Origin of the sequence: Burkholderia sp. SIMBA_051 (genome assembly GCF_046534915.1) — a bacterium.
Taxonomy (GTDB): Bacteria; Pseudomonadota; Gammaproteobacteria; order Burkholderiales; family Burkholderiaceae; genus Burkholderia; species Burkholderia ambifaria.
On the sequence record NZ_JAWRXS010000023.1, the window covers coordinates 1 to 19,738 of the forward strand.

Here is a 19,738-nt window from a genome sequence, read left to right on the forward strand (position 1 = left end):
TGGCTATGGCACCGGGAGGTCATGCGTTGTCTGAGCGCCTTTCTTTTGGTTACTTTTCTTTGGCAAGACAAAGAAAAGTAACCGCCGCCCCGCGCAGGGGCGACGCTAATAGACCGACACGATTGCAGGTGCTTCACGAAAACCTACGCGCACCACCAAAAACCAGACCTTAATCCTTCCCCCGCTCGACAAGAGCGCCCCCCCGAGGCTCACTCCCCCCACCGGTCTGTTTCTCGAGCCATGCCCGCCGATCTTCCCGAGGCGTAACCCCAAACCGCTCCCGATAGGCATTAGAAAAATGCGCAGCAGAAGAGAACCCACAGGCGAGACTGACTTGAACGACCGACTTACTGGTCCGCTGCAACTGAGTGCGCGCCTTGAGCAGTCGAAGATTGAGGTAATACTTGGAGGGCATGGCCCCGAGATACTGTCGAAAGAGCCGCTCGAGTTGCCGCCGCGACACGCCGACAAGCCCGGCTATCTCATCGGTAGTCAAAGGATCCTCGATATTGGCTTCCATGAGCAGCAACGCGTCGTTGAGCCGAGGATGCCGCTCGCCGGGCGCAGTAACGAAAGGAATCCGCTGCCGCTCCTCACCGCTGCGCAGCGTCCCGGCGCCGAGCGCATCGGCAATCCGCTCCGCGAGATCCGCCCCATGTTCGCGCCCGATCATCGCCAGCATGAAATCGACGGTAGCCTGCCCACCGGCACAGGTCGCCCGATCGCGATCGATCTCGAAGATCTGCTGCGTGACGATCGACCGCTCGAACTGCTCGGCGAACTGCTGATACGTCTCCCAGTTCACGCTCACCCGATACCCGGAAAGCTGCCCGGCCATCGCGAGCCACCACACGCCGTGGTGAATCCCCGTGACGACCGGCGTGCGCTGCCCAATGCGCGCAAGACTCGCGAGAAACAACCGGTAGTCGGCAAACTGCTGAAACCGCTCCGACACGACGATCAGCCAGTCGCACGCGACAGCATCGTTGAACGCCGCATCGGCGTGCCACTGCGCGCCGCCGGCGAGCGGCACGGGCCGCCCGTCCCACGAACACACCTGCCAGCGATACAGCAAGCGCCCGTCGATCTCGTTCGCGAGATTCAACGCATCGACGATCGGCCCCACACCCGACATCGACACGGGCGGCAATGCAACGATCGCCACCTGCGTCGTGCGGGTGGCGCCTGCGGGACGAGTCACCGGTACCACGTATGAAAACCCGCCCGTCGCGTTACTTGAGGCTGCCCGACAGGAACTGCTTCAGACGCTCGCTCTGCGGACGCACCAGCACCTCCTTCGGATCGCCCTCTTCCTCGGTCCGCCCCTGATGCAGGAACATCACGTGGTTCGACACATTGCGCGCAAAACCCATCTCGTGCGTGACGACGATCATCGTGCGGCCTTCCTCGGCCAGCTTCTGCATCACCTTCAGCACTTCACCGACGAGCTCCGGGTCGAGCGCCGACGTCGGCTCGTCGAACAACATCACGTCCGGATGCATCGCGAGCGCACGCGCAATCGCGACACGCTGCTGCTGGCCGCCCGACAGATGCGACGGATACTGCTTCTCGACACGCGGCGCCAGCCCGACCTTCTCCAGGTACGCGCGTGCGCGCTCCTCGGCTTCCCGCTTCGAAATGCCGAGCACGTGCACCGGCGCTTCCATCACGTTCTCGAGCACGTTCATGTGCGCCCACAGATTGAAGTGCTGGAACACCATCGCGAGCTTCGTGCGGATACGCTGCAACTGCTTGTGATCGGCGACCTCGAGCGCGCCGGCGCGGTCGGGCTTCGTGCGCACGGTCTCGCCGTCGACGACGATCTGCCCCGCATTCGGCCGCTCGAGAAAATTGATGCAGCGCAGGAACGTGCTCTTGCCGGACCCGCTGGCGCCGATGATGCTGATGACGTCGCCGGCTTTCGCGTTCAGCGATACGCCCTTGAGCACCTCGTTATCGCCATAGCGCTTGTGAATGTCGACCGCGGCAAGCTTGGTGGAAGCGGACGCGCTCGTTTGAGTGATCTCGGCCAACTGGCTCTCCTCGAAGTGAAATCAATAACGGCCGGCCGCGAGATACGCGAGCCAGTGGCGCTCCGCCCGGCGAAATGCCGCGACGAGTGCGAACGATACCGCAAGATAGATCAGCGCGGCGATCCCGAACGACTGGAACGCCATGTAGGTCGCGGAATTGGCGTCGCGCGCGACCTTCAGGATGTCGGGCACGGTCGCCGTGAACGCCACGGTGGTCGCGTGCAGCATCAGGATCACCTCGTTGCTGTACAGCGGCAGCGCGCGGCGCAGCGCCGACGGCAGGATCACCCGGCGGTACATCGTGAACGGCGTCATCCCGTACGCACGCGCCGCCTCGACCTCGCCGTGCGGAATCGCGCGAATCGCGCCCGCGAAGATCTCGGTCGTGTACGCGCAGGTGTTCAGCGCGAACGCGAGAATCGCGCAGTTGAAGCCGCTCCTGAAGAACGCGTCGAGCAGCGAATGCGAACGCACGAACTCGAGGCTGTACATGCCCGTGTACATCAGCAGCAACTGCACGTAGAGCGGCGTGCCGCGAAACACGTACGTGTAGAACCGCACCGGCATCGACAGCCACTTGTTCTTCGACACGCGCGCGACCGCAAGCGGCACCGCGCACACGAAGCCGAGCGAAATCGATGCTACGAGCAGCCACAGCGTCACCGCAAGGCCGGAGAGGCGCTGGCCGTCCCAGTAAAGGAACGCCCGGCCGAATTCCTGGAGGATCTCGATCATAGTTCTGCGTGGCGCACGCCCATGGAATAACGCTTCTCGAGCTGGATCAGCACGAGGTTGGAGACGGTCGTGATCGCGAGGTAGATCAGCGCCGCAATGAGGATGAAGAAGAACATGTTGAACGTGCTCTTGCCGGCGTCCTGCGCGGCCTTCACGACGTCCGCGAGGCCAATGATCGACACCAGCGCGGTCGCCTTCACGAGCACCTGCCAGTTGTTGCCGATGCCCGGCAGCGCGAAGCGCATCATCTGCGGAAACATGATCCGCACGAACACGCGCATCCCGCTCATCCCGTACGCCGCGCCGGCCTCGAGCTGGCCGCGCGGCACCGACAGGAACGCGCCGCGAAACGTCTCGGTGAAGTACGCGCCGTAGATGAAGCCGAGCGTCAGCACGCCGGCGACGAACGGATCGATGTCGATCTGCTCCCAGCCGACGAGGTCGGTGAACTGGTTCAGCCAGATCTGAATGCTGTAGAACAACAGCAGCATCAGGACGAGATCGGGCACCGAGCGGATCAGCGTCGTATAACCGGTCGCGATCGCTCGCAGCACCCGGTTGTGCGACAGCTTCGCCACCGCGCCGATCAGTCCCAGCGCCACCGCGGCAGCGAGCGACAGCACCGACAGCTCGATGGTCTGCACGGTGCCGGCCCAGAGGACGGGACCAAAGCCGTAAAGGAACACGCGCGTCTCCAGTGTTGAATGAACACCGGCACGCAAACTTCTGTCGCGCCGGGCTGACGCGGATAGTCGCAAGCGAAAATGATTGCCTCAAATCACCGTGCGCGCGACTGTTGCAGCGCAACAATTCGCTCGATCATTTGCAGGCCCCGCCTACGCCCCTGTTTCAAAAGGAAAAAACCCGCTTCCTGACAGTCGGATGACACGCAGGGAAGCGGGCTTTTTGCAATTTTCCGGTCGCTTTTTCGATATAGCGCCGGCGCCGGAAGGCGGGTTCAGTGCCCCTTCAGGATGTCGGAGCGCGAAGTCGTATAGACGAGCCCGTCCGGGCCGAAATGGACGTTGAAGAACGCGTCGGTGTTCACGCCATCCTCGAGCCAGCGCCAGCTCCACACCGTCTCGGGCTTCAGCGGATATTGCGCGATGTCGCCCGGCTTGCCGAGCAGGCGCCGCACCTCGTCCTCGTCCATCCCCGGGCGCACCTTCGCGAAGTTCTCGGCGGTCAGCACCTGTGTGGCGCCCGCGTAGTGCCCGCTCGCGTCGAGATCGACGAACCAGGTCTGATTGCCCATCGGGCCACGCGGATATTCGAGACGCTTGGAGCCGTCGGTGAAGGTGCGCTCGGTGTCGGGCTTTCCCATCGTGCCGCGCACGTCGGCCTCGGTCGATACGCCGACCTTCAGCCCCTTGAGCAGCAGCGGCGCCGGCTTGATCGCGGTGAAAAAGTCCCTGATGCGTTGCACGTCGAGATTGCCTTGCTTGTCGTCGCAGCCGGCAAGCGCCAGTGCGGCGGCCAGCATCGTGACGGGGAGCAGCCGGAAACGAAAAATCATCTGAGGAATTGCGCGTCGAGAAAACACGCGCCAAGGATACCCGCGCAACGCCAAAAGCGCGAGACGGCGCGCGCGCCCCGTCTCGCGTTCAATGCGTCGTTTCGGTGCGCGCGTCGGCCTTGCGGCGCGCGGGCGGTGCATCATCCGACCCGGCCGGCAGCCCACGGATGCGGCGGCGCGTGCGCACGAGCTCGGCAAGCTGCCACGAACCGAGCGCCACGCAGCCGAACAGCACCTCGCGGCCGCGCTTGACCAGCGCGAGCGACAGCGCCGTCTCGCGATCGACGCCGAACATCTGCGCGAGCAGCACGACGGTCGCCTCCTGCACGCCGAGGCCGCCCGGCACCATGAACGCCGCATGCCGCACGGCCTGCGTCATCGCCTCGATCGCGATCGCGCCGCCGATCGAGACCGGATGCCCGAGCAGCGCGAGCGCCCAGTAAATTTCGAGCGCGCCGAGCACGTAGCCGGCCAGTTGCCAGAAGAACGCACTGAACAGCAGCGCCGTGCGCGACATCAGCGCGTCGATGTCGGCATCGAGCCGGCGGCCGTCGACGCCCTGCAGCAACCGGTGCGAATCGCCGAGCAGACGCCCCGCGAAGCGCTCGATCGCGTGGAAGATGCCGCCGCGCCGCATCAGCACCACGCCGAGCACCGGCAACGGCAGCGTCAGCAGCAGCGCCAGGCCGATCGTGCCGCCGCCCATGTCGTGCGTGGTCGCGAGCAGCAGCACGAGGCCGAGCGCCGCGAACGCATACTGGACGACGATCGTCACCAGCACCTCGACGATCACCGACGCGGTCACGCGGCTCGCGTCGGGCACCTGCCAGCGCGCGATCCGGATCCCGACCAGCTCGCCGCCGATCCCGACCACGGGCAGCAGCCGGTTCACGGCTTCGCGCACGGTCGCGATCCACCACAAAAATGGCAGCGACGCGCGCCGGTCGAGCAGCTGGTGCCACGCATACGCGTCGAGCAGCAGCGGCAGCGCGTGGAACGGCACGAGCCACAGCAGCGTGAAGCCGGCGCGTTCGAGCATCCGCGACACGTCGCCGATGCCTTCGTGCAGCCCCAGCGCGAGCAGGATCGCGATGCCGATCGGCCAGCCGAGCCATTTGATCCACCGGGTCATGACGAGTGTGCCCCCGCTTCGCGCGACGCACGCGTGCCGCTGCGCCCCGCAAGCTGGCCGAACACGTCCGCAAACCCGCCGGTCGCGACGTCGGCCGCCTTCAGCGCGGCCGCGACGCGCGGCGACAGCAGCGCGTCGAGTTCGTCGACCGGGCGGTAATCGGCCATCGTCGGCGTGATCGGACCGTCGCCGGCCTCGGCCGGATGACAGTAGATCTCGCCGACACCGGGCGGCAGCGCGGCGAGCGCGTCGAGCAGCACGCGCTCGTCCATCGCGCCCGTATGCGCGATCCCGACCACGTAGTCGTTGTGCGCGAGCCCCGCGCGATCGAGCCGGGCGCGCACCAGCGCGATCCACGGCTTGAGCAGCGCGGGCGCGCTCGTTTCATACGGCAGCCGCACCGCGCGCAACCCGTAGTCGCGGCCGATCTCGATGATCAGCGACAGCACGGTCGGATGCAGGTGGAAATGCTTGTGCGCGTTCACGTGATCGAGCGGCAGGCCGCTCGCCGCGAACGCGTCGAACTGCGCGCGGATCTCGCGGCGCAGTTGCGCACGCACGTGCGGCAGGAAGAAGAAGCGGCAGCCGTCCTTCGCCATCGCGTCGCCGAACCGCCCGTCGGGGCCGACGAGCGCGGGAATCTCATGCGCGGGCAGCATGGCCGGCCCGTCCGCGAGGACGAGATGCAGGCCGACCGCGAGCGACGGCAGCCGCCGCGCGCGTTCGATCGCATCGTGCGCGGCGGGCGCACCGACCATCAGGCTCGCGGCGTTCAGCACGCCGTCGCGATGCGCGCGCTCGACCGCCGCGTTGACGCGCGGATGCAGCCCGAAGTCGTCCGCGGTGAAGATCAGCGCCCGCGCCGCCCGCTGCGTCGTCACGAATCAGGCCTCGTGCGCGCGCAGGAAGCGGAAGAACTCGACGCCTTCGCGCAGACGGCGCTTCATCATGTCCCAGCTCGTCAGCATCTCGCGGACGATCTCCCAGATCTTCGACGGACGGAAATAGAACTGACGATAGAACTGCTCGAGCTGGTGATAGATCTCGTCGCGCGACAGGTGCGCATAGCCGATCGCCGCGAGCTGCACGCCTTCCTTGCTGACCAGGTTGATGGTCTTGTTCTCTTCCATCCAGCCGTTCTCGACGGCCTGCTTGTACAGCGTCGTGCCCGGATACGGCGCGGCGAGCGACACCTGGATCGTGTGCGGATTGATTTCCTTCGCGTACTCGATCGTCTTCTTGATGGTTTCCTGCGTCTCGCCCGGCAGGCCGAGGATGAAGGTGCCGTGGATCTTGATGCCGAGCTTCTTGCAGTCCGCGCTGAAGCGGCGCGCGAAATCGGTGCGCACGCCCTTCTTGATGTTCACGAGGATCTGGTCGTCGCCGGATTCGAAGCCGACCAGCAGCAGGCGCAGGCCGTTCTCCTTCATGACCTTCAGCGTCTTGTACGGCACGTTCGCCTTCGCGTTGCACGACCACGTCATGCCGAGCTTGCCCAGGCCGATGGCGATGGCTTCGGCGCGCGGCAGATCGTCGGTGAAGGTGTCGTCGTCGAACATCAGTTCCTTCACTTCCGGCATGTTGTCGCGGATCCACTTGGCTTCCGCGAGCACGTTCTCGACCGAGCGCGTGCGGTAGCGATGGCCGCTGACCGTCTGCGGCCACAGGCAGAACGTGCAGCGCGACTTGCAGCCGCGGCCCGTGTAGATCGATACGTACGGATAGTTGAGGTAGCCGATGAAGTAGTTGTCGATCTTCAGGTCGCGCTTGTAGACGGGCGCGACGAACGGCAGCTCGTCCATGTTCTCGAGGATCGGACGCGCTTCGTTGTGCTCGATCGAGCCGTCCTTCGCGCGCCAGCTCAAGCCCTTGATCTGCGAGAACGGCCGGCCTTCGGCGATTTCCTTGCAGGTGAAGTCGAATTCCTCGCGGCACACGAAGTCGATGGCGTCGCTCGCCGTGAGCGAGTTGTGCGGATCGACCATCACCTTCGCGCCGACCATGCCGACCAGCATCGACGGCTTCATCTTCTTCAGGTCCTGCGCGAACATCGCGTCGGTCGGGAACGACGGCGTGCTCGTGTGGATGATCACGAGGTCGTAGTCGTTGGCGATCTTCAGCGTTTCCTCGACCGACAGCCCGTCGGCCGGTGCGTCGACGACGCGGCTGCCCGGTACGAGCGCGGCCGGCTGCGCGAGCCACGTCGGGTACCAGAAGGAACGGATTTCGCGCTTCGCCTGATAGCGCGAGCCGGCTCCGCCGTCGAAGCCGTCATACGAAGGGGCCTGCAAGAACAGCGTTTTCATGATTGCTCCGGTAGCCTGCATAGTTCGATTCGTTTCAACGATTCAGTCAATAACCCGCGGGCCGCCGTGCCGGCGCCCGCCACTCTGTCATGTCGCGTCGCGCGGCGTGGCCGCGCGACGCGTCTCGGCCCTCAGGCCGAATTCGATCGGGGAACGCGCGCACGGCCGCTCCCTCGGGCAACGTGCGTTAACGTGCGTTAACGGCCGTCCCCGCCCTCCACCGCCGCCGCCGTCGCACGCTCGCCGCCGACGACCGTCATCCGCGCGCCGCGCCACACGACGTGCGTGCCGAACGCGGCCGCGAGCCATTCGAGCGTGAGCAGCGTGTCGCGCACCGCGACAAGCGGCAGATCGCGCCAGAACGCGCGCCAGCCGTCCTCGCCGCGCGCGTGCAGCACCAGCCGCCCGAACGTGCCCACGATGGCCGCGCCACCCGCCAGCGTGCCGGCGAAGGTGCCGTCGAGGCGCAGCGCGAGCGCCGCGCCGATCGCGAGCCACGGCGCGGTAAACGTGATGAACAGGAACGTGAAGCCAGCCGGGTTCAGCGAACGGATCGTGCGCAGCCAGCGCGTCTCGCGGTGCCAGAGCGGCCCGAACGACGGTTCGATCACGTCGGTCGCGACCTCGACCTCGGACAGCACGGTGCGTCGCCCGAGGCGGCGCGGCAGTTCGGCGAGCCAGAAATCGTCGGCCAGCTCGTCCTTCAGCGCGATCAAGCCGCCGATCCGGTCGAGCGTGTCGCGCGTCAGCGCGAGCGTCGCGCCGAAGCCGAAGTGGCTCGAGCGGCCGAGGTGCGCGATCCGCACCGACGGCGCGAACCACGCATCGACGAACTGCGCGCCGATCCGCGTCCAGAACCCGCCGACGCTGCGCGCATGATACAGACACGTGACGACGCCGACCGACGCGTCGGCGAGCGGCGCGGTCACGCGTTCCAGATAGTCGGGCTTCACCGCGATGTCGCTGTCGGCGATCACGATGTGGCCGTATTTCGCGCGTTCGGCCAGATTGATCAGGTTGCTGACCTTCAGGTTCTTGCCGTGCACGCGCGCGTCGATCACGAGCGTGATGTCGCACTCCGGATAGTCGGCGCGCAAGCGCTCGACGACGGCGACGGCCGGATCGGCCGCCGACGCGACGCCGAACAGCACTTCATGGCGCGGATGGCGCTGCTCGCAGAACGTCGCGAGGTTCTCGTACAGGTGCGGCTCCGCGCCGCACAGCGGCTTGAGCACGCTGACGGGCGCGAAGCCGTCGCGCGCCGCGGTGCGCGGCGTGCGCGGGCGCGGCGCGAAGGCCGCGGCGAGCGCGTAGCCGGACGCGGCCAGCGTGAATGCGAGCAGGAGCCAGTCGAGCAGCGTGACGATCGGCGTCATGCGCGGGCCTCCCGGGCGACGCGGGCGCCGTGCCGATCGATTGAACCTGGTTGAACGCGATTGGGTATTCCGACAGCAACGAACGCGGGCACGACCCGACTCCTTGTTCCAGCAGCGTCTGTAATGGCGAGGCTCGGCCCATTCCCCGAATGCGACCGGCACCGGCTTCGCGTGGCACATTTCCGCGCGATGCCCGGACGGGATGCGGGAAGATTCGAATGGCGAACATCGGCACAACATGAACAGGCGCCGGATTTTAGCAGCGCAAGTCGGCCCGCGCGTGACGTCGCGCGAAACGGACTTGTGCGATTTCGGCAAAGCTGTGCGATCGGCAAACCATTCGGGTGCCACTACGTTCACGCTAGCGTAAGCACTTTGCAGGCGTATTGCAGTCTTGAAAATCAGACGTTTCGTGGAATTTTGTATGTCGATGCGAAGACATGTCCAATCCCCGTAAAGTTTGGTCATTATTTGGGGATTGAATTGATTTCTGCAACGATCGCGACCTCCCATCCTATGCAACCTTGCACCCCTGAAAGGCGCATGGGTATCCGTGCGTCGCCAGCGCGTTCCGGAACCCTTTGGCAAAATCGTCGACATCTGTTGCGCACGCGCATCACCGCGCCCCTCCCTTTAGAAGGCCACCGATGATTCCGTTTTCCGTACTCGATCTCGCCCCCATTCCCGCCGGCGCGGACGCCGCGCAGGCTTTCCGCAATACCGTCGATCTCGCGCAGCACGCGGAGCGCCTTGGTTACCGGCGCTACTGGCTCGCCGAACATCACAACATGCCCGGCATCGCGAGCGCGGCGACGGCCGTCGTGATCGGTCATGTCGCGGGCGCGACGAAGACGATCCGCGTCGGCTCGGGCGGGATCATGCTGCCGAACCATGCGCCGCTCGTGATCGCCGAACAGTTCGGCACGCTCGCGTCGCTGTATCCGGGGCGCATCGACCTCGGGCTCGGCCGCGCGCCCGGCACCGACCAGACCACGTCGCGCGCGCTGCGCCGCGACCTGATCGGCAGCGCCGACTCGTTTCCGGACGACGTCGCCGAGCTGCAGCGCTACTTCGCGGAACCGGTGCCCGGCCAGCGCGTGCGCGCGGTGCCCGGGGCGGGGCTGGACGTGCCCGTGTGGCTGCTGGGTTCGAGTCTGTTCAGCGCACAGCTTGCCGCGATGCTCGGGCTGCCGTTCGCGTTCGCGTCGCACTTCGCGCCGGACTACCTGATGCGTGCGCTCGAACTCTATCGCGCGCAGTACCGGCCGTCGGCCGCGTGGCCGAAGCCGCATGCGATGGTCGGTATCAACGTGTTCGCGGCCGATACCGACGACGAGGCGCGGCGCCTCTTCACGTCGCTGCAGCAGCAGTTCATCAACCTGCGCCGCGGCACGCCGGGCAAGCTGCCGCCGCCGGTCGACGCGCTCGAGGCGAGTGAATTCGAACTCGCGAACGTCGCGCACGCGCTGTCGTTCGCGGCCGTCGGCTCGCGCGACACGGTGCGCGACAAGCTGCGCGACCGGATCGCACAGACGGGTGCGGACGAGGTGATCATCACCGCGCAGATCTACGATCACGCCGCGCGGGTGCGCTCGTTCGAGCTGGCGGCGCAGATCCGCGACGAACTCGCGAACGAAACCCGCTGACCGGACGGGCGCGGGCGCCCGCCGTCACGTCACTACGGGTGCACCGCGTCCAGCCCGTCGAGCAGCGCCTTGTGGAACGCGTCCGGATCCTGGATCTGCGGCGCGTGGCCGAGCGCCGGGAATTCGACGAGCTGCGCGCCGGGGATCGCCGCCTGCGTACGCTTCGCGAGTTCCGGGTAATGGCCGAGCTTCGCGTGCACGTCGGGCGGCGCCACCTCCTTGCCGATCGCGGTCGTGTCCTTGTCGCCGATCAGCAGCAGCGTCGGCACGCGGATCGCGCCGAGTTCGTAGACCACCGGCTGGGTGAGGATCATGTCGTAGACCAGCGCCGAGTTCCACGCGACCGCGTCGCGGCCCGGCCCGCGATACATACCGGCGAGCATCTGCACCCAGCGCTCGTAGGCGGGCGACCACTTGCCCGCGTAGTAGGTCGCCTGTTCGTAGCGGCGGATGCCGTCCGCGTTCGTCTTCTGTTCGCGCGCATACCAGTAGTCGACCGGCAGCGGCGGCACGCCGAGCGCCTTCCAGTCCTCGAGGCCGATCGGGTTCACCAGCACGAGCTGGTCGGTGGCCTTCGGATACATCAGCGCATAGCGCATCGCGAGCATCCCGCCCGTCGAATGGCCGACGAGCGTCGCCGATTTCACGCCGATCGACTCGAGCAGCGCATGCGTGTTGCGCGCGAGCTGCTGGAAGCTGTACTGATAGCGTTCGGGCTTCGACGACTTGCAGAAGCCGATCTGGTCCGGCGCGACCACGCGATAGCCGGCGCGGCTCAGCACCCCGATCGTGTCCTCCCAGGTCGCCGCGCAGAAGTTCTTCCCATGCAGCAGCACGACCGTGCGGCCGTTCGGGTGCGTCGGCTGCACGTCCATGTACATCATCTCGAGGGTTTCGCGCTGCGACACGAACGCGTAGCGATGCACCGGCTCCGGATAGTCGAACCCTTCCAGGCGGGGGCCGTACGCGGGTCCGTCGTTGCCGGCCGGCGCCGGCGCGGCGGCCACGGCGGAGGTCGCGCATGCCGCGGCGACGCCGGCGCCGAGCACGGCGGCGCGCGCGAGGGACAACATCTTGCAAATCGAGAGCATGGCGATCACGGTAAGGGGAAATGCACGCGCGCAACCGGGCGGCTTCGCGCCCCGCGATTCTACGCGGTCGGGCTGACGACGGCGCGCAACACTCGATGGCCGTGCGACTTCCGCGCGCGCGACGAACTCGGGTATCGTGTGTCGTGACCCTGAAACGCCTGCAGGCGAACACTCATGAAAAACGTCCTCAGCATTCAGTCGCACGTGATCTACGGACACGCCGGCAACAGCGCGGCCGTGTTTCCGATGCAGCGCCTCGGCGTCAACGTCTGGCCGCTCAACACCGTCCAGCTGTCGAATCACATGCAGTACGGCCACTGGGCCGGCAGCGCGATCGACGCGGCGAAGATGGAGCAGCTCGTCGACGGCGTCGCCGCGATCGGCGCGCTCAAGCGCTGCGACGCGGTGCTGTCCGGCTTCGTCGGCTCGCCGCCGCAGGCGCGCGCGACGGTCGAGATCGTGCGCACGGTGAAGGCGATGAACCCGAACGCGTGGTACTTCTGCGATCCGGCGATGGGCCAGACGGGCGGCGTGCGGCCCGAACCCGGCGTCGAGGAATTCATCGTCCAGGAGATGCCGGCGCTCGCCGACGGCATGTCGCCGAACCACACCGAGCTGCAGAAGCTCGCCGGCCGGCGCATCGAGACCGTCGCCGAAGCCGTCGACGCGTGCCGCGCGCTGATCCGCCGCGGCCCGAAGATCGTCCTCGTCAAGCACCTGCACGACCGCAACAGCCCGGCCGACCGCTTCAACATGCTCGCCGTCACCGAAACCGAAGCGTGGATCGGCCAGCGCCCGCTGTATGCGTTTCCGCGCCATCCGGTCGGCGTGGGCGATCTCACCAGCGCGATTTTCGTCGCGCGCCGGCTGCGCGGCGACTCGGTGCGCGCCGCGTTCGAGCACACGCTCGCGGCCGTGCACGCGGTCGTGAAGGCGACCTACGACGCGCGCCGCTACGAACTCGAACTCGTCGCCGCGCAGGACGAAATCGCGCGCCCGAGCGAATGGTTCGGCGCGTGGGTGACCGACGCGTGATGCGCCCGCATCGGCCGCGAACCCTCCGAATCTCGTCGAATCCTCCGGTATCCCCCGCTTCTCAGGCGTGCCGCGCGCGCTGCCGCCTTCGCCTCTCCCCCGCAGTTCGCTCGCCGGCGCCATGCCGTTCGGGTTCTGTCCGGTCCGTGCGTGCAAACGTTTCCGGACTTCACATGAATGACACCGATTCCCCGCTATGCTCGCGACGGCACGACCGGCGCAGCCGCATCCTGCGCCCGGACGCGCCGAATTTTTCCCGCATGTCCCGCCAATCGGCTCCCTTCCTTGACCCACGATAACGACCATGACCCGATCGAACCGTCGTGACTTCCTGCGCGTCGCCGCCGGCACTGCCGGCGCCGCCGCGCTGAACCTGTTCCCGCCCGTGATCCGCGATGCGCTTGCGATTCCGGCGAACCGCCGTACCGGCACCATCCGCGATATCGAACACATCGTGATCCTGATGCAGGAGAACCGTTCGTTCGACCACTACTTCGGCACGATGCGCGGCGTGCGCGGCTTCGGCGATCCCCGCCCGCTGCGCCTCGCGAACGGCAAGTCGGTGTTCCATCAGCCGGTTGGCCCGGCCGAGCTGCTGCCGTTTCACCCGGGCGCGGACAAGCTCGGCCTGCAGTTCCTGCAGGACCTGCCGCACGGCTGGCAGGACATGCACGCCGCGTGGAACAAGGGCCGCTACGACCAGTGGGTGCCGAACAAGGGCACCACGACGATGGCGTACCTGAAGCGCGACGACATCCCGTTCCACTATCAGCTCGCCGACGCATTCACGATCTGCGACGCGTACCACTGCGCGATCCCGAGTTCGACCGACCCGAACCGCTACTACATGTGGACCGGCTACGTCGGCAACGACGGCAAGGGCGGCGGCCCGGTGCTTGGCAACGACGAAACGGGCTACGGCTGGACGACCTATCCGGAAGTGCTCGAGCAGGCCGGCGTGTCGTGGAAGATCTACCAGGACGTCGGCATCGGGCTCGACGCGAAGGGCTCGTGGGGCTGGACGCAGAACCCGTACATCGGCAACTACGGCGACAACGCGCTGCTCTACTTCAACCAGTACCGCAGCGCGCTGCCCGGCACGCCGCTGTACGACAAGGCGCGCACCGGCACCAACATCAGCGCCGGCGGGACGCTGTTCGACGTGCTGCAGCAGGACGTGAAGAACGGCACGCTGCCGCAGGTGTCGTGGATCTGCGCGCCGGAAGCGTACTCGGAACACCCGAACTGGCCGGCCAACTACGGCGCGTGGTACATCGAGCAAGTGCTGAAGGTGCTCGTGTCGAATCCGGACGTGTGGAGCAAGACCGCACTCTTCATCACCTACGACGAGAACGACGGCTTCTTCGACCACGTGCCGCCGCCGTTCGCGCCGCAGTCGCGCGACAACGGGCTGTCGACGGTCGCAACGACCAACGAGGTGTTCGCCGGCGACGCGTCGCACATGGCCGGCCCGTACGGGCTCGGGCCGCGCGTGCCGATGCTGGTCGTGTCGCCGTGGACCAAGGGCGGCTGGGTCTGCTCGCAGACCTTCGATCACACGTCGCTGCTGCAATTCATCGAAGCGCGTTTCGGCGCGCAGTATCCGGTGACGGCCGCCAACGTGTCGCCGTGGCGCCGTGCGGTGTGCGGCGACCTGACGTCGGCGTTCGAATTCGCGACCGCCGACGCCGCGTGGCCGACGCTGCCCGACACGAGCGGCTATGCGCCGCCCGATCGCGTGCGCCACCCCGACTACATCCCGGTGCCGCCGGTGCTGCAGAAGCTGCCGAAACAGGAGGCCGGGCTGCGTCCGGCGCGCGCGCTGCCGTACGAGCTGTTCGTGCACGGCCGCGTCGAAGCCGTGAACGGCCTGTTCCGGCTGACCTTCGCGAACACCGGCCGCGCGGGCGCGGCATTCCAGGTGCAGTCGCGCAATCGACTCGACGGCCCGTGGGCGTACACGGTCGAAGCCGGCAAGCGGGTCGCCGATACGTGGAGCGCCGCGCCGTCGCTCGGCCTGTACGACCTCGACGTGTACGGCCCGAACGGCTTCTACTGCCATTTCCGCGGCCCGTTCGCGACCGGCGTCGGCAGCGCGAGCGTGAACCCCGAGGTGATCTACGGCTACGACGTCGCGAACGGCAACATCACGCTGCGCCTGATGAACCGCGGCCACAAGGCCGTGCAGCTCAAGGTGACGAACGCGTACGGCCACGGCCGCGCGCGCACGTTCGACCTCGCGCCGGGCGCGCACGTCGACGACTACTGGGATCTGCGCGGCAGTCACGGCTGGTACGACCTGACCGTCAGCGACGGCCGTGCGCTCGGCTTCCTGCGCCGCTTCGCGGGCCACGTCGAGACCGGCCGCCCGAGCACGAGCGACCCGGCGATCCGCACGAACGCGTCGCACGACGACGCCGAAGCCGCATCGGACGCCCTGTCCGACTGACGACGTCGAACGCGGCGCGGCCCCGCCGGGGCCGCGCCGCCCATCCTGCCTCCCGTCCGCTCGTGACGGGAAACTCCCGATACCGGCCGCCCGCGCACGCGCGGAAGCTATGCGCAAATCCGCATCGAATGCGCGGCAAATTGCCAAGACCCGTGCATATCGGCGACCTATATATCGAGACGATCGGGGCTCCTCGCCGAGCCTGACGGGAGATTCTTCCGGGAATCATCAACATGCCGACCTCCCCGCCCGATTCCGAGAAGCGGTCGAACCGCCCACCCGTCGCACGCGTCCGGCCCGCCGGCTGCGTGCGGTATCCACCCGCTGGTGTAGAACAAGAGGAACGAACATGAAATTCCGTCATTCCCTGCTGTCGGTGTCGGTCATCTCCGCCTTTGCCCTCCTCTCGCAACAAGCCGCCCGGGCCGCCGACGCGACCGACGTGAAGGTCGGCTTCGCCGCGCCGCTCACCGGCGTGAACGCCGGCTACGGCAAGGATCTCCAGAACGGCGTGCAGCTCGCGCTCGACGATGCCGCCGCGCAGAAGATACAGATCGCCGGCAAGCCCGCGCACTTCAACCTGATCGTGCAGGACGACCAGGCCGACCCGCGCATCGGCGTGCAGGCCGCGCAGGCGCTGATCGACCAGAACGTGTCGGTGGTGGTCGGCCACTTCAACTCCGGGACGACGATTCCGGCGTCGGTCGTCTACGACAAGGCCGGCATCCCGGTGATCGATCCGGCCGCGACCAACCCGACGCTCACGTCGCGCGGGCTCGCGAACATGTTCATGGTGATCGCGACCGACGGCCAGAACGCCGGCAACGCGGGCAAGTACGCAGTCGACGTGACCAAGGCGAAGCGCATCGCGATCATCGACGACCGCACCGCGTTCGGCCAGGGCGAGGCGGACGAGTTCGAGAAGGCCGTGAAGGCGGCCGGCGGCAACATCATCGGCCGCGAGTTCACCAGCAACCAGGCGGTCGATTTCCGTGCGCAGATCACGAGCCTGAAGGGCAAGAACCCCGACCTGATCTTCTTCGGCGGCCTCGATTCGCTCGCCGCGAACTTCGTCAAGCAGATGCGCCAGCTCGGGCTGAACGCGAAGTTCGTCGGCGGCGGCGGCGTGAAGGACAACGAGTTCATCAAGATCGCCGGCCCGGCCGCGGAAGGCGCGATGGCGTGGGAATACGGGCGTCCGCTGGACGAACTGCCGCAGGGCAAGGATTTCGAGCAGCGGTTCAAGAAGCGCTTCGGCGTCGACGTGCTGTCGTACGCGCAGTTCGGCTACGACGCGACCTGGGCCGCGATCAAGGCGATGCAGGCAGCCAACTCGACCGATCCGAAGGTCTATCGTCCGGCGCTGAAGAAGATCGACTTCGAAGGCATCACCGGCCGGATCTCGTTCGCGAACGACGGCTCGCTGAAGAGCGGAATGTCGACGCTGTACCAGGTGAAGAACGGCGCGTGGAAGACGATCGTGACGAAGGGGGGCTGATCGGACCGGATGGGGGGGCCTGGGTAGCCAGGCCCCCCGGGCGTGACGGGCGGCGGCGGGAACGCCGCCCGACCTGCCCTCCACACGATGCGGGAACGGGCGAAGGTGCCGCGGCCGCGAAACAATCGGCGCAATGACGCCGATCTCATACGATGTCCGATATTAAGGCGAGCCGCCACGGCCCCGTCGCGACGCGCAGGCCGTGCGGCCGGCCACGCGTCAGCTCGCCTGCGTGTCGCGTTCCGCCTCGGCCGCCTCGTGCGCGCGGCGCAGCCGCTCGCGGCTGTTCGTCAGGTGCGTGCGCATGGCAGCACGCGCGGCTTCCGGATCGTGACGCGCGATCGCCTCGTAGATGTCCTCGTGCTCGTGATTGAGCCGGCCGACATAGCGCTCGAGGTCGTCGCCGGCGAAGCGCGCCGAGTTCACACGCGTGCGCGGGATGATCGACGCGCCGAGCTGCGTCATGATGTCGACGAAGTAGCGGTTGCCGGTGGACTGCGCGATCTGCAGGTGGAAGTTGAAGTCGAGCTGCGCGGTGTCGCGCCCGCCGCCCGCCCCCGACGCGATCGCGTCGAGCGCACGCCGCAGCGCGGCGAGGTCGGTGTCGTTCGCGCGCTGCGCGGCGAGGCTCGCGCATTCGCTTTCGAGGCTGATGCGCAGCTCGAGCACCGCGAGCACGTCGCGCAGCGTCATGATGGTCGCGGGATCGATGCCGAGCGCCTGGCGGCGCGACGGTTCGAGCACGAAGCTGCCGATGCCGTGGCGCGTCTCGATGAGGTGGCTCGCCTGCATCCGCGAGATCGCTTCGCGCACGACCGTGCGGCTGACGCCCTGCGCCGCCATGACTTCGGTTTCGGTCGGCAGCTTGTCACCGGGACGCAGCGTGCCGTTTTCGATCTGCGCGGTCAGCGCGTCGACGACATCTTGTGCGAGGCTGCGTGCGCGACGGCGCGGCGCAGCGGGAAGCGTGGGCACGGACATGAGGCCGGTTCCTTTTTGAATGATCGTAATGTGAGCCGAGGGTTTACGCGGGGTTTGAGCGAACGCCGATGATTCATTATACTGCGTCACAAGTCATCCGACGACTGATGATCGCCACACGGATCTCCTGTTGACCGAGGCTGGCACATCGGCGCCTAGTCGGTCCCGTGGTTCGCGATCGACCGACCTTCGCGCTTGCGCGCGACATCGGCATCGAGCTGGTCGCTCCCGCCCATTCGGGTTGCTGTCGACATGCGGGGCTTGCGCGCCGCGCACGTCGGTTGTCGAATGATCGCACCTCCCGCCGCGCGCGGCAAAGATTTTGCCGCACGGCATCGCCCACTCTTTCGCCATCGCCGCCATGAACGCCGTCACTGCCTCGCCTTCCCACGACACGCCGCGCATCGTCGAGCTGCAAGCCATTCCGGTCGCCGGCCACGACAGCATGCTGCTCAACCTGAGCGGCGCGCACGGTCCGTTCTTCACCCGCAACCTCGTGATCCTGAAGGACAGCGCGGGCCGGACCGGCGTCGGCGAGGTGCCGGGCGGCGAAAGCATCCGCCGCACGCTCGAGGATGCGCGCGCGCTCGTCGTCGGCCAGCCGGTCGGCAACTACCACGCGGTGCTCAACGACGTGCGGCGCACCTTTGCCGATCGCGACGTGAGCGGCCGCGGCCTGCAGACGTTCGACCTGCGCACCACGATCCACGCGGTCACCGCGCTCGAAGCCGCGCTGCTCGACCTGCTCGGCCAGCATCTCGGCGTGCCCGTGGCCGCGCTGCTCGGCGAAGGGCAGCAGCGCGAGCGCGTCGAGATGCTCGGCTACCTGTTCTACGTCGGCGACCGCGGCAAGACCGCGCTGCCCTATCGCGACGGCCGCGGCGCGACCGACGACTGGACCCGCGTGCGCGACGAGGCCGCGCTGACGCCCGAGGCGGTCGTGCGCCTCGCCGAAGCCGCGCACGCGCGCTACGGTTTCAACGACTTCAAGCTGAAGGGCGGCGTGTTCGAAGGCGCGCGCGAGGTCGAAGCCGTGACGGCGCTGGCCGAGCGTTTCCCCGAAGCGCGCGTGACGCTCGATCCGAACGGCGCGTGGTCGCTCGACGAGGCCGTGCGGCTGTGCCGCGACCTGCACCACGTGCTCGCCTACGCGGAAGATCCGTGCGGCGCGGAGAACGGCTACTCGGGCCGCGAGGTGATGGCCGAATTCCGCCGCTCGACCGGGCTGCCCACGGCCACCAACATGATCGCGACCGACTGGCGGCAGATGGGCCACGCGGTGCAGCTGCACGCCGTCGACATCCCGCTCGCCGACCCGCACTTCTGGACGATGCAGGGCTCGGTGCGCGTCGCGCAGATGTGCCGCGACTGGGGCCTCACGTGGGGTTCGCATTCGAACAACCACTTCGACGTGTCGCTCGCGATGTTCACGCACGTCGCGGCCGCGGCGCCCGGCCAGGTCACCGCGATCGACACGCACTGGATCTGGCAGGATGGCGAACGACTCACGCGCGAGCCGCTGAAGATCGAGAACGGGCTCGTTGAAGTGCCGAAGCGGCCGGGCCTCGGCATCGACATCGACATGGATGCGGTCGCGGTCGCGCACGAGCTGTACAAGCAGCACGGGCTCGGCGCGCGCGACGATGCGGCGGCGATGCAGTATCTGATTCCGGGGTGGACGTTCAACAACAAGCGCCCCTGCCTCGTGCGCTGAGCGCGGGACGAACCGGGCGGCGGGTCCGCCCGCTCGGAAGGCGATGCGTCGCTTCGCCCGCGCATCGGCGGGTTGCGGGGCGGGAAAAGCCGGCCGGCATCGAACGGAAATGGAATCGGAACTCGGGCGGCCACGGCCACGGCCCGCCGGTCGGTCTGTCGGTCTGTCGGTCTGTCGGTCTGTCGGTCTGTCGGTCTGTCGGTCTGTCGGTCTGTCGGTCTGTCGG

The 19,738-nt window shown here is 67.3% G+C and carries 16 protein-coding genes; 5 read left to right on the forward strand and 11 right to left on the reverse strand.

The window, feature by feature from the left end; genetic code table 11:
* Window positions 1–169: 169 nt before the first annotated feature.
* The 9 genes from SB771_RS33100 to hpnI form a co-directional block, all read right to left on the reverse strand.
* A complete protein-coding gene (locus SB771_RS33100) occupies window positions 170–1,210 on the reverse strand; it encodes a GlxA family transcriptional regulator (protein ID WP_011656394.1) in 1,041 nt (346 codons plus the stop codon).
* A gap of 22 nt (window positions 1,211–1,232) precedes the next feature.
* Complete coding sequence (locus SB771_RS33105) at window positions 1,233–2,033, reverse strand: ABC transporter ATP-binding protein (RefSeq protein ID WP_011656393.1); 801 nt, start codon at window positions 2,031–2,033, stop codon at window positions 1,233–1,235.
* A 21-nt stretch (window positions 2,034–2,054) separates the two neighbouring features.
* Entirely contained in the window at window positions 2,055–2,768 is a 714-nt protein-coding gene (locus tag SB771_RS33110) for an ABC transporter permease (protein ID WP_175661070.1), read from the reverse strand.
* Window positions 2,765–3,454 (reverse strand): ABC transporter permease, encoded by a 690-nt coding sequence (locus tag SB771_RS33115; protein WP_006755250.1) that lies wholly within the window; start codon window positions 3,452–3,454, stop codon window positions 2,765–2,767. Before SB771_RS33115 ends, SB771_RS33110 begins: the two co-directional genes overlap by 4 nt.
* Before the next feature lie 272 nt (window positions 3,455–3,726).
* Complete coding sequence (locus SB771_RS33120; protein WP_105833828.1) at window positions 3,727–4,284, reverse strand: hypothetical protein; 558 nt, start codon at window positions 4,282–4,284, stop codon at window positions 3,727–3,729.
* Between the two features lie 88 nt (window positions 4,285–4,372).
* Window positions 4,373–5,416: a lysylphosphatidylglycerol synthase domain-containing protein gene (locus SB771_RS33125; RefSeq protein WP_175661069.1), complete on the reverse strand. Its 1,044-nt coding sequence runs from the start codon at window positions 5,414–5,416 to the stop codon at window positions 4,373–4,375.
* Window positions 5,413–6,297 carry a hopanoid biosynthesis-associated protein HpnK gene (hpnK, locus tag SB771_RS33130; protein WP_175661068.1) on the reverse strand — a complete coding sequence of 295 codons (885 nt, stop codon included), beginning with the start codon at window positions 6,295–6,297 and terminating at the stop codon, window positions 5,413–5,415. The genes SB771_RS33125 and hpnK overlap by 4 nt, the downstream gene beginning before the upstream one ends.
* A gap of 3 nt (window positions 6,298–6,300) precedes the next feature.
* A complete protein-coding gene (gene hpnJ, locus SB771_RS33135) occupies window positions 6,301–7,722 on the reverse strand; it encodes a hopanoid biosynthesis associated radical SAM protein HpnJ (RefSeq protein ID WP_011656387.1) in 1,422 nt (473 codons plus the stop codon).
* A gap of 197 nt (window positions 7,723–7,919) precedes the next feature.
* Window positions 7,920–9,098, reverse strand: coding sequence for a bacteriohopanetetrol glucosamine biosynthesis glycosyltransferase HpnI (gene hpnI / locus SB771_RS33140; RefSeq protein ID WP_175661067.1), 1,179 nt, complete (start codon window positions 9,096–9,098; stop codon window positions 7,920–7,922).
* A 647-nt stretch (window positions 9,099–9,745) separates the two neighbouring features.
* On the opposite strand from hpnI, the gene SB771_RS33145 reads away from it, so the two are divergent.
* Window positions 9,746–10,744 carry an LLM class flavin-dependent oxidoreductase gene (locus tag SB771_RS33145; RefSeq protein ID WP_011656385.1) on the forward strand — a complete coding sequence of 333 codons (999 nt, stop codon included), beginning with the start codon at window positions 9,746–9,748 and terminating at the stop codon, window positions 10,742–10,744.
* Between the two features lie 32 nt (window positions 10,745–10,776).
* Here SB771_RS33145 and SB771_RS33150 read toward each other — a convergent pair whose 3' ends face one another.
* On the reverse strand, window positions 10,777–11,835 hold the full coding sequence (locus tag SB771_RS33150) for an alpha/beta fold hydrolase (RefSeq protein ID WP_175661066.1): 1,059 nt from the start codon (window positions 11,833–11,835) through the stop codon (window positions 10,777–10,779).
* A gap of 174 nt (window positions 11,836–12,009) precedes the next feature.
* Between SB771_RS33150 and pdxY the strand changes: the two genes are divergently transcribed.
* From pdxY to SB771_RS33165, 3 genes are all read left to right on the forward strand, one after another.
* Window positions 12,010–12,870 (forward strand): pyridoxal kinase PdxY, encoded by an 861-nt coding sequence (pdxY, locus tag SB771_RS33155; RefSeq protein ID WP_006755531.1) that lies wholly within the window; start codon window positions 12,010–12,012, stop codon window positions 12,868–12,870.
* A 304-nt stretch (window positions 12,871–13,174) separates the two neighbouring features.
* Window positions 13,175–15,319, forward strand: coding sequence for a phosphocholine-specific phospholipase C (locus SB771_RS33160; RefSeq protein ID WP_175661065.1), 2,145 nt, complete (start codon window positions 13,175–13,177; stop codon window positions 15,317–15,319).
* Between the two features lie 349 nt (window positions 15,320–15,668).
* A complete protein-coding gene (locus tag SB771_RS33165) occupies window positions 15,669–16,817 on the forward strand; it encodes a branched-chain amino acid ABC transporter substrate-binding protein (protein ID WP_006755533.1) in 1,149 nt (382 codons plus the stop codon).
* A gap of 219 nt (window positions 16,818–17,036) precedes the next feature.
* On the opposite strand, the gene SB771_RS33170 is transcribed toward SB771_RS33165, so the two are convergent.
* Window positions 17,037–17,798: a FadR/GntR family transcriptional regulator gene (locus tag SB771_RS33170; protein ID WP_006751845.1), complete on the reverse strand. Its 762-nt coding sequence runs from the start codon at window positions 17,796–17,798 to the stop codon at window positions 17,037–17,039.
* Window positions 17,799–18,159: 361 nt separating this feature from the next.
* On the opposite strand from SB771_RS33170, the gene gudD reads away from it, so the two are divergent.
* A complete protein-coding gene (gene gudD / locus SB771_RS33175) occupies window positions 18,160–19,512 on the forward strand; it encodes a glucarate dehydratase (RefSeq protein WP_105833173.1) in 1,353 nt (450 codons plus the stop codon).
* Window positions 19,513–19,738: the final 226 nt, after the last annotated feature.

Bases quoted from the DNA above. Each gene is read 5' to 3' on its own strand.
- SB771_RS33110 (WP_175661070.1), bottom strand. From the start codon at position 2,768: ATGATCGAGATCCTCCAGGAATTCGGCCGGGCGTTCCTTTACTGGGAC.
- SB771_RS33120 (WP_105833828.1), bottom strand. From the start codon at position 4,284: ATGATTTTTCGTTTCCGGCTGCTCCCCGTCACGATGCTGGCCGCCGCA.
- SB771_RS33125 (WP_175661069.1), bottom strand. From the start codon at position 5,416: ATGACCCGGTGGATCAAATGGCTCGGCTGGCCGATCGGCATCGCGATC.
- hpnJ (WP_011656387.1), bottom strand. From the start codon at position 7,722: ATGAAAACGCTGTTCTTGCAGGCCCCTTCGTATGACGGCTTCGACGGC.
- hpnI (WP_175661067.1), bottom strand. From the start codon at position 9,098: ATGACGCCGATCGTCACGCTGCTCGACTGGCTCCTGCTCGCATTCACG.
- SB771_RS33145 (WP_011656385.1), top strand. From the start codon at position 9,746: ATGATTCCGTTTTCCGTACTCGATCTCGCCCCCATTCCCGCCGGCGCG.
- SB771_RS33150 (WP_175661066.1), bottom strand. From the start codon at position 11,835: ATGCTCTCGATTTGCAAGATGTTGTCCCTCGCGCGCGCCGCCGTGCTC.
- pdxY (WP_006755531.1), top strand. From the start codon at position 12,010: ATGAAAAACGTCCTCAGCATTCAGTCGCACGTGATCTACGGACACGCC.
- SB771_RS33160 (WP_175661065.1), top strand. From the start codon at position 13,175: ATGACCCGATCGAACCGTCGTGACTTCCTGCGCGTCGCCGCCGGCACT.
- SB771_RS33165 (WP_006755533.1), top strand. From the start codon at position 15,669: ATGAAATTCCGTCATTCCCTGCTGTCGGTGTCGGTCATCTCCGCCTTT.
- SB771_RS33170 (WP_006751845.1), bottom strand. From the start codon at position 17,798: ATGTCCGTGCCCACGCTTCCCGCTGCGCCGCGCCGTCGCGCACGCAGC.
- gudD (WP_105833173.1), top strand. From the start codon at position 18,160: ATGAACGCCGTCACTGCCTCGCCTTCCCACGACACGCCGCGCATCGTC.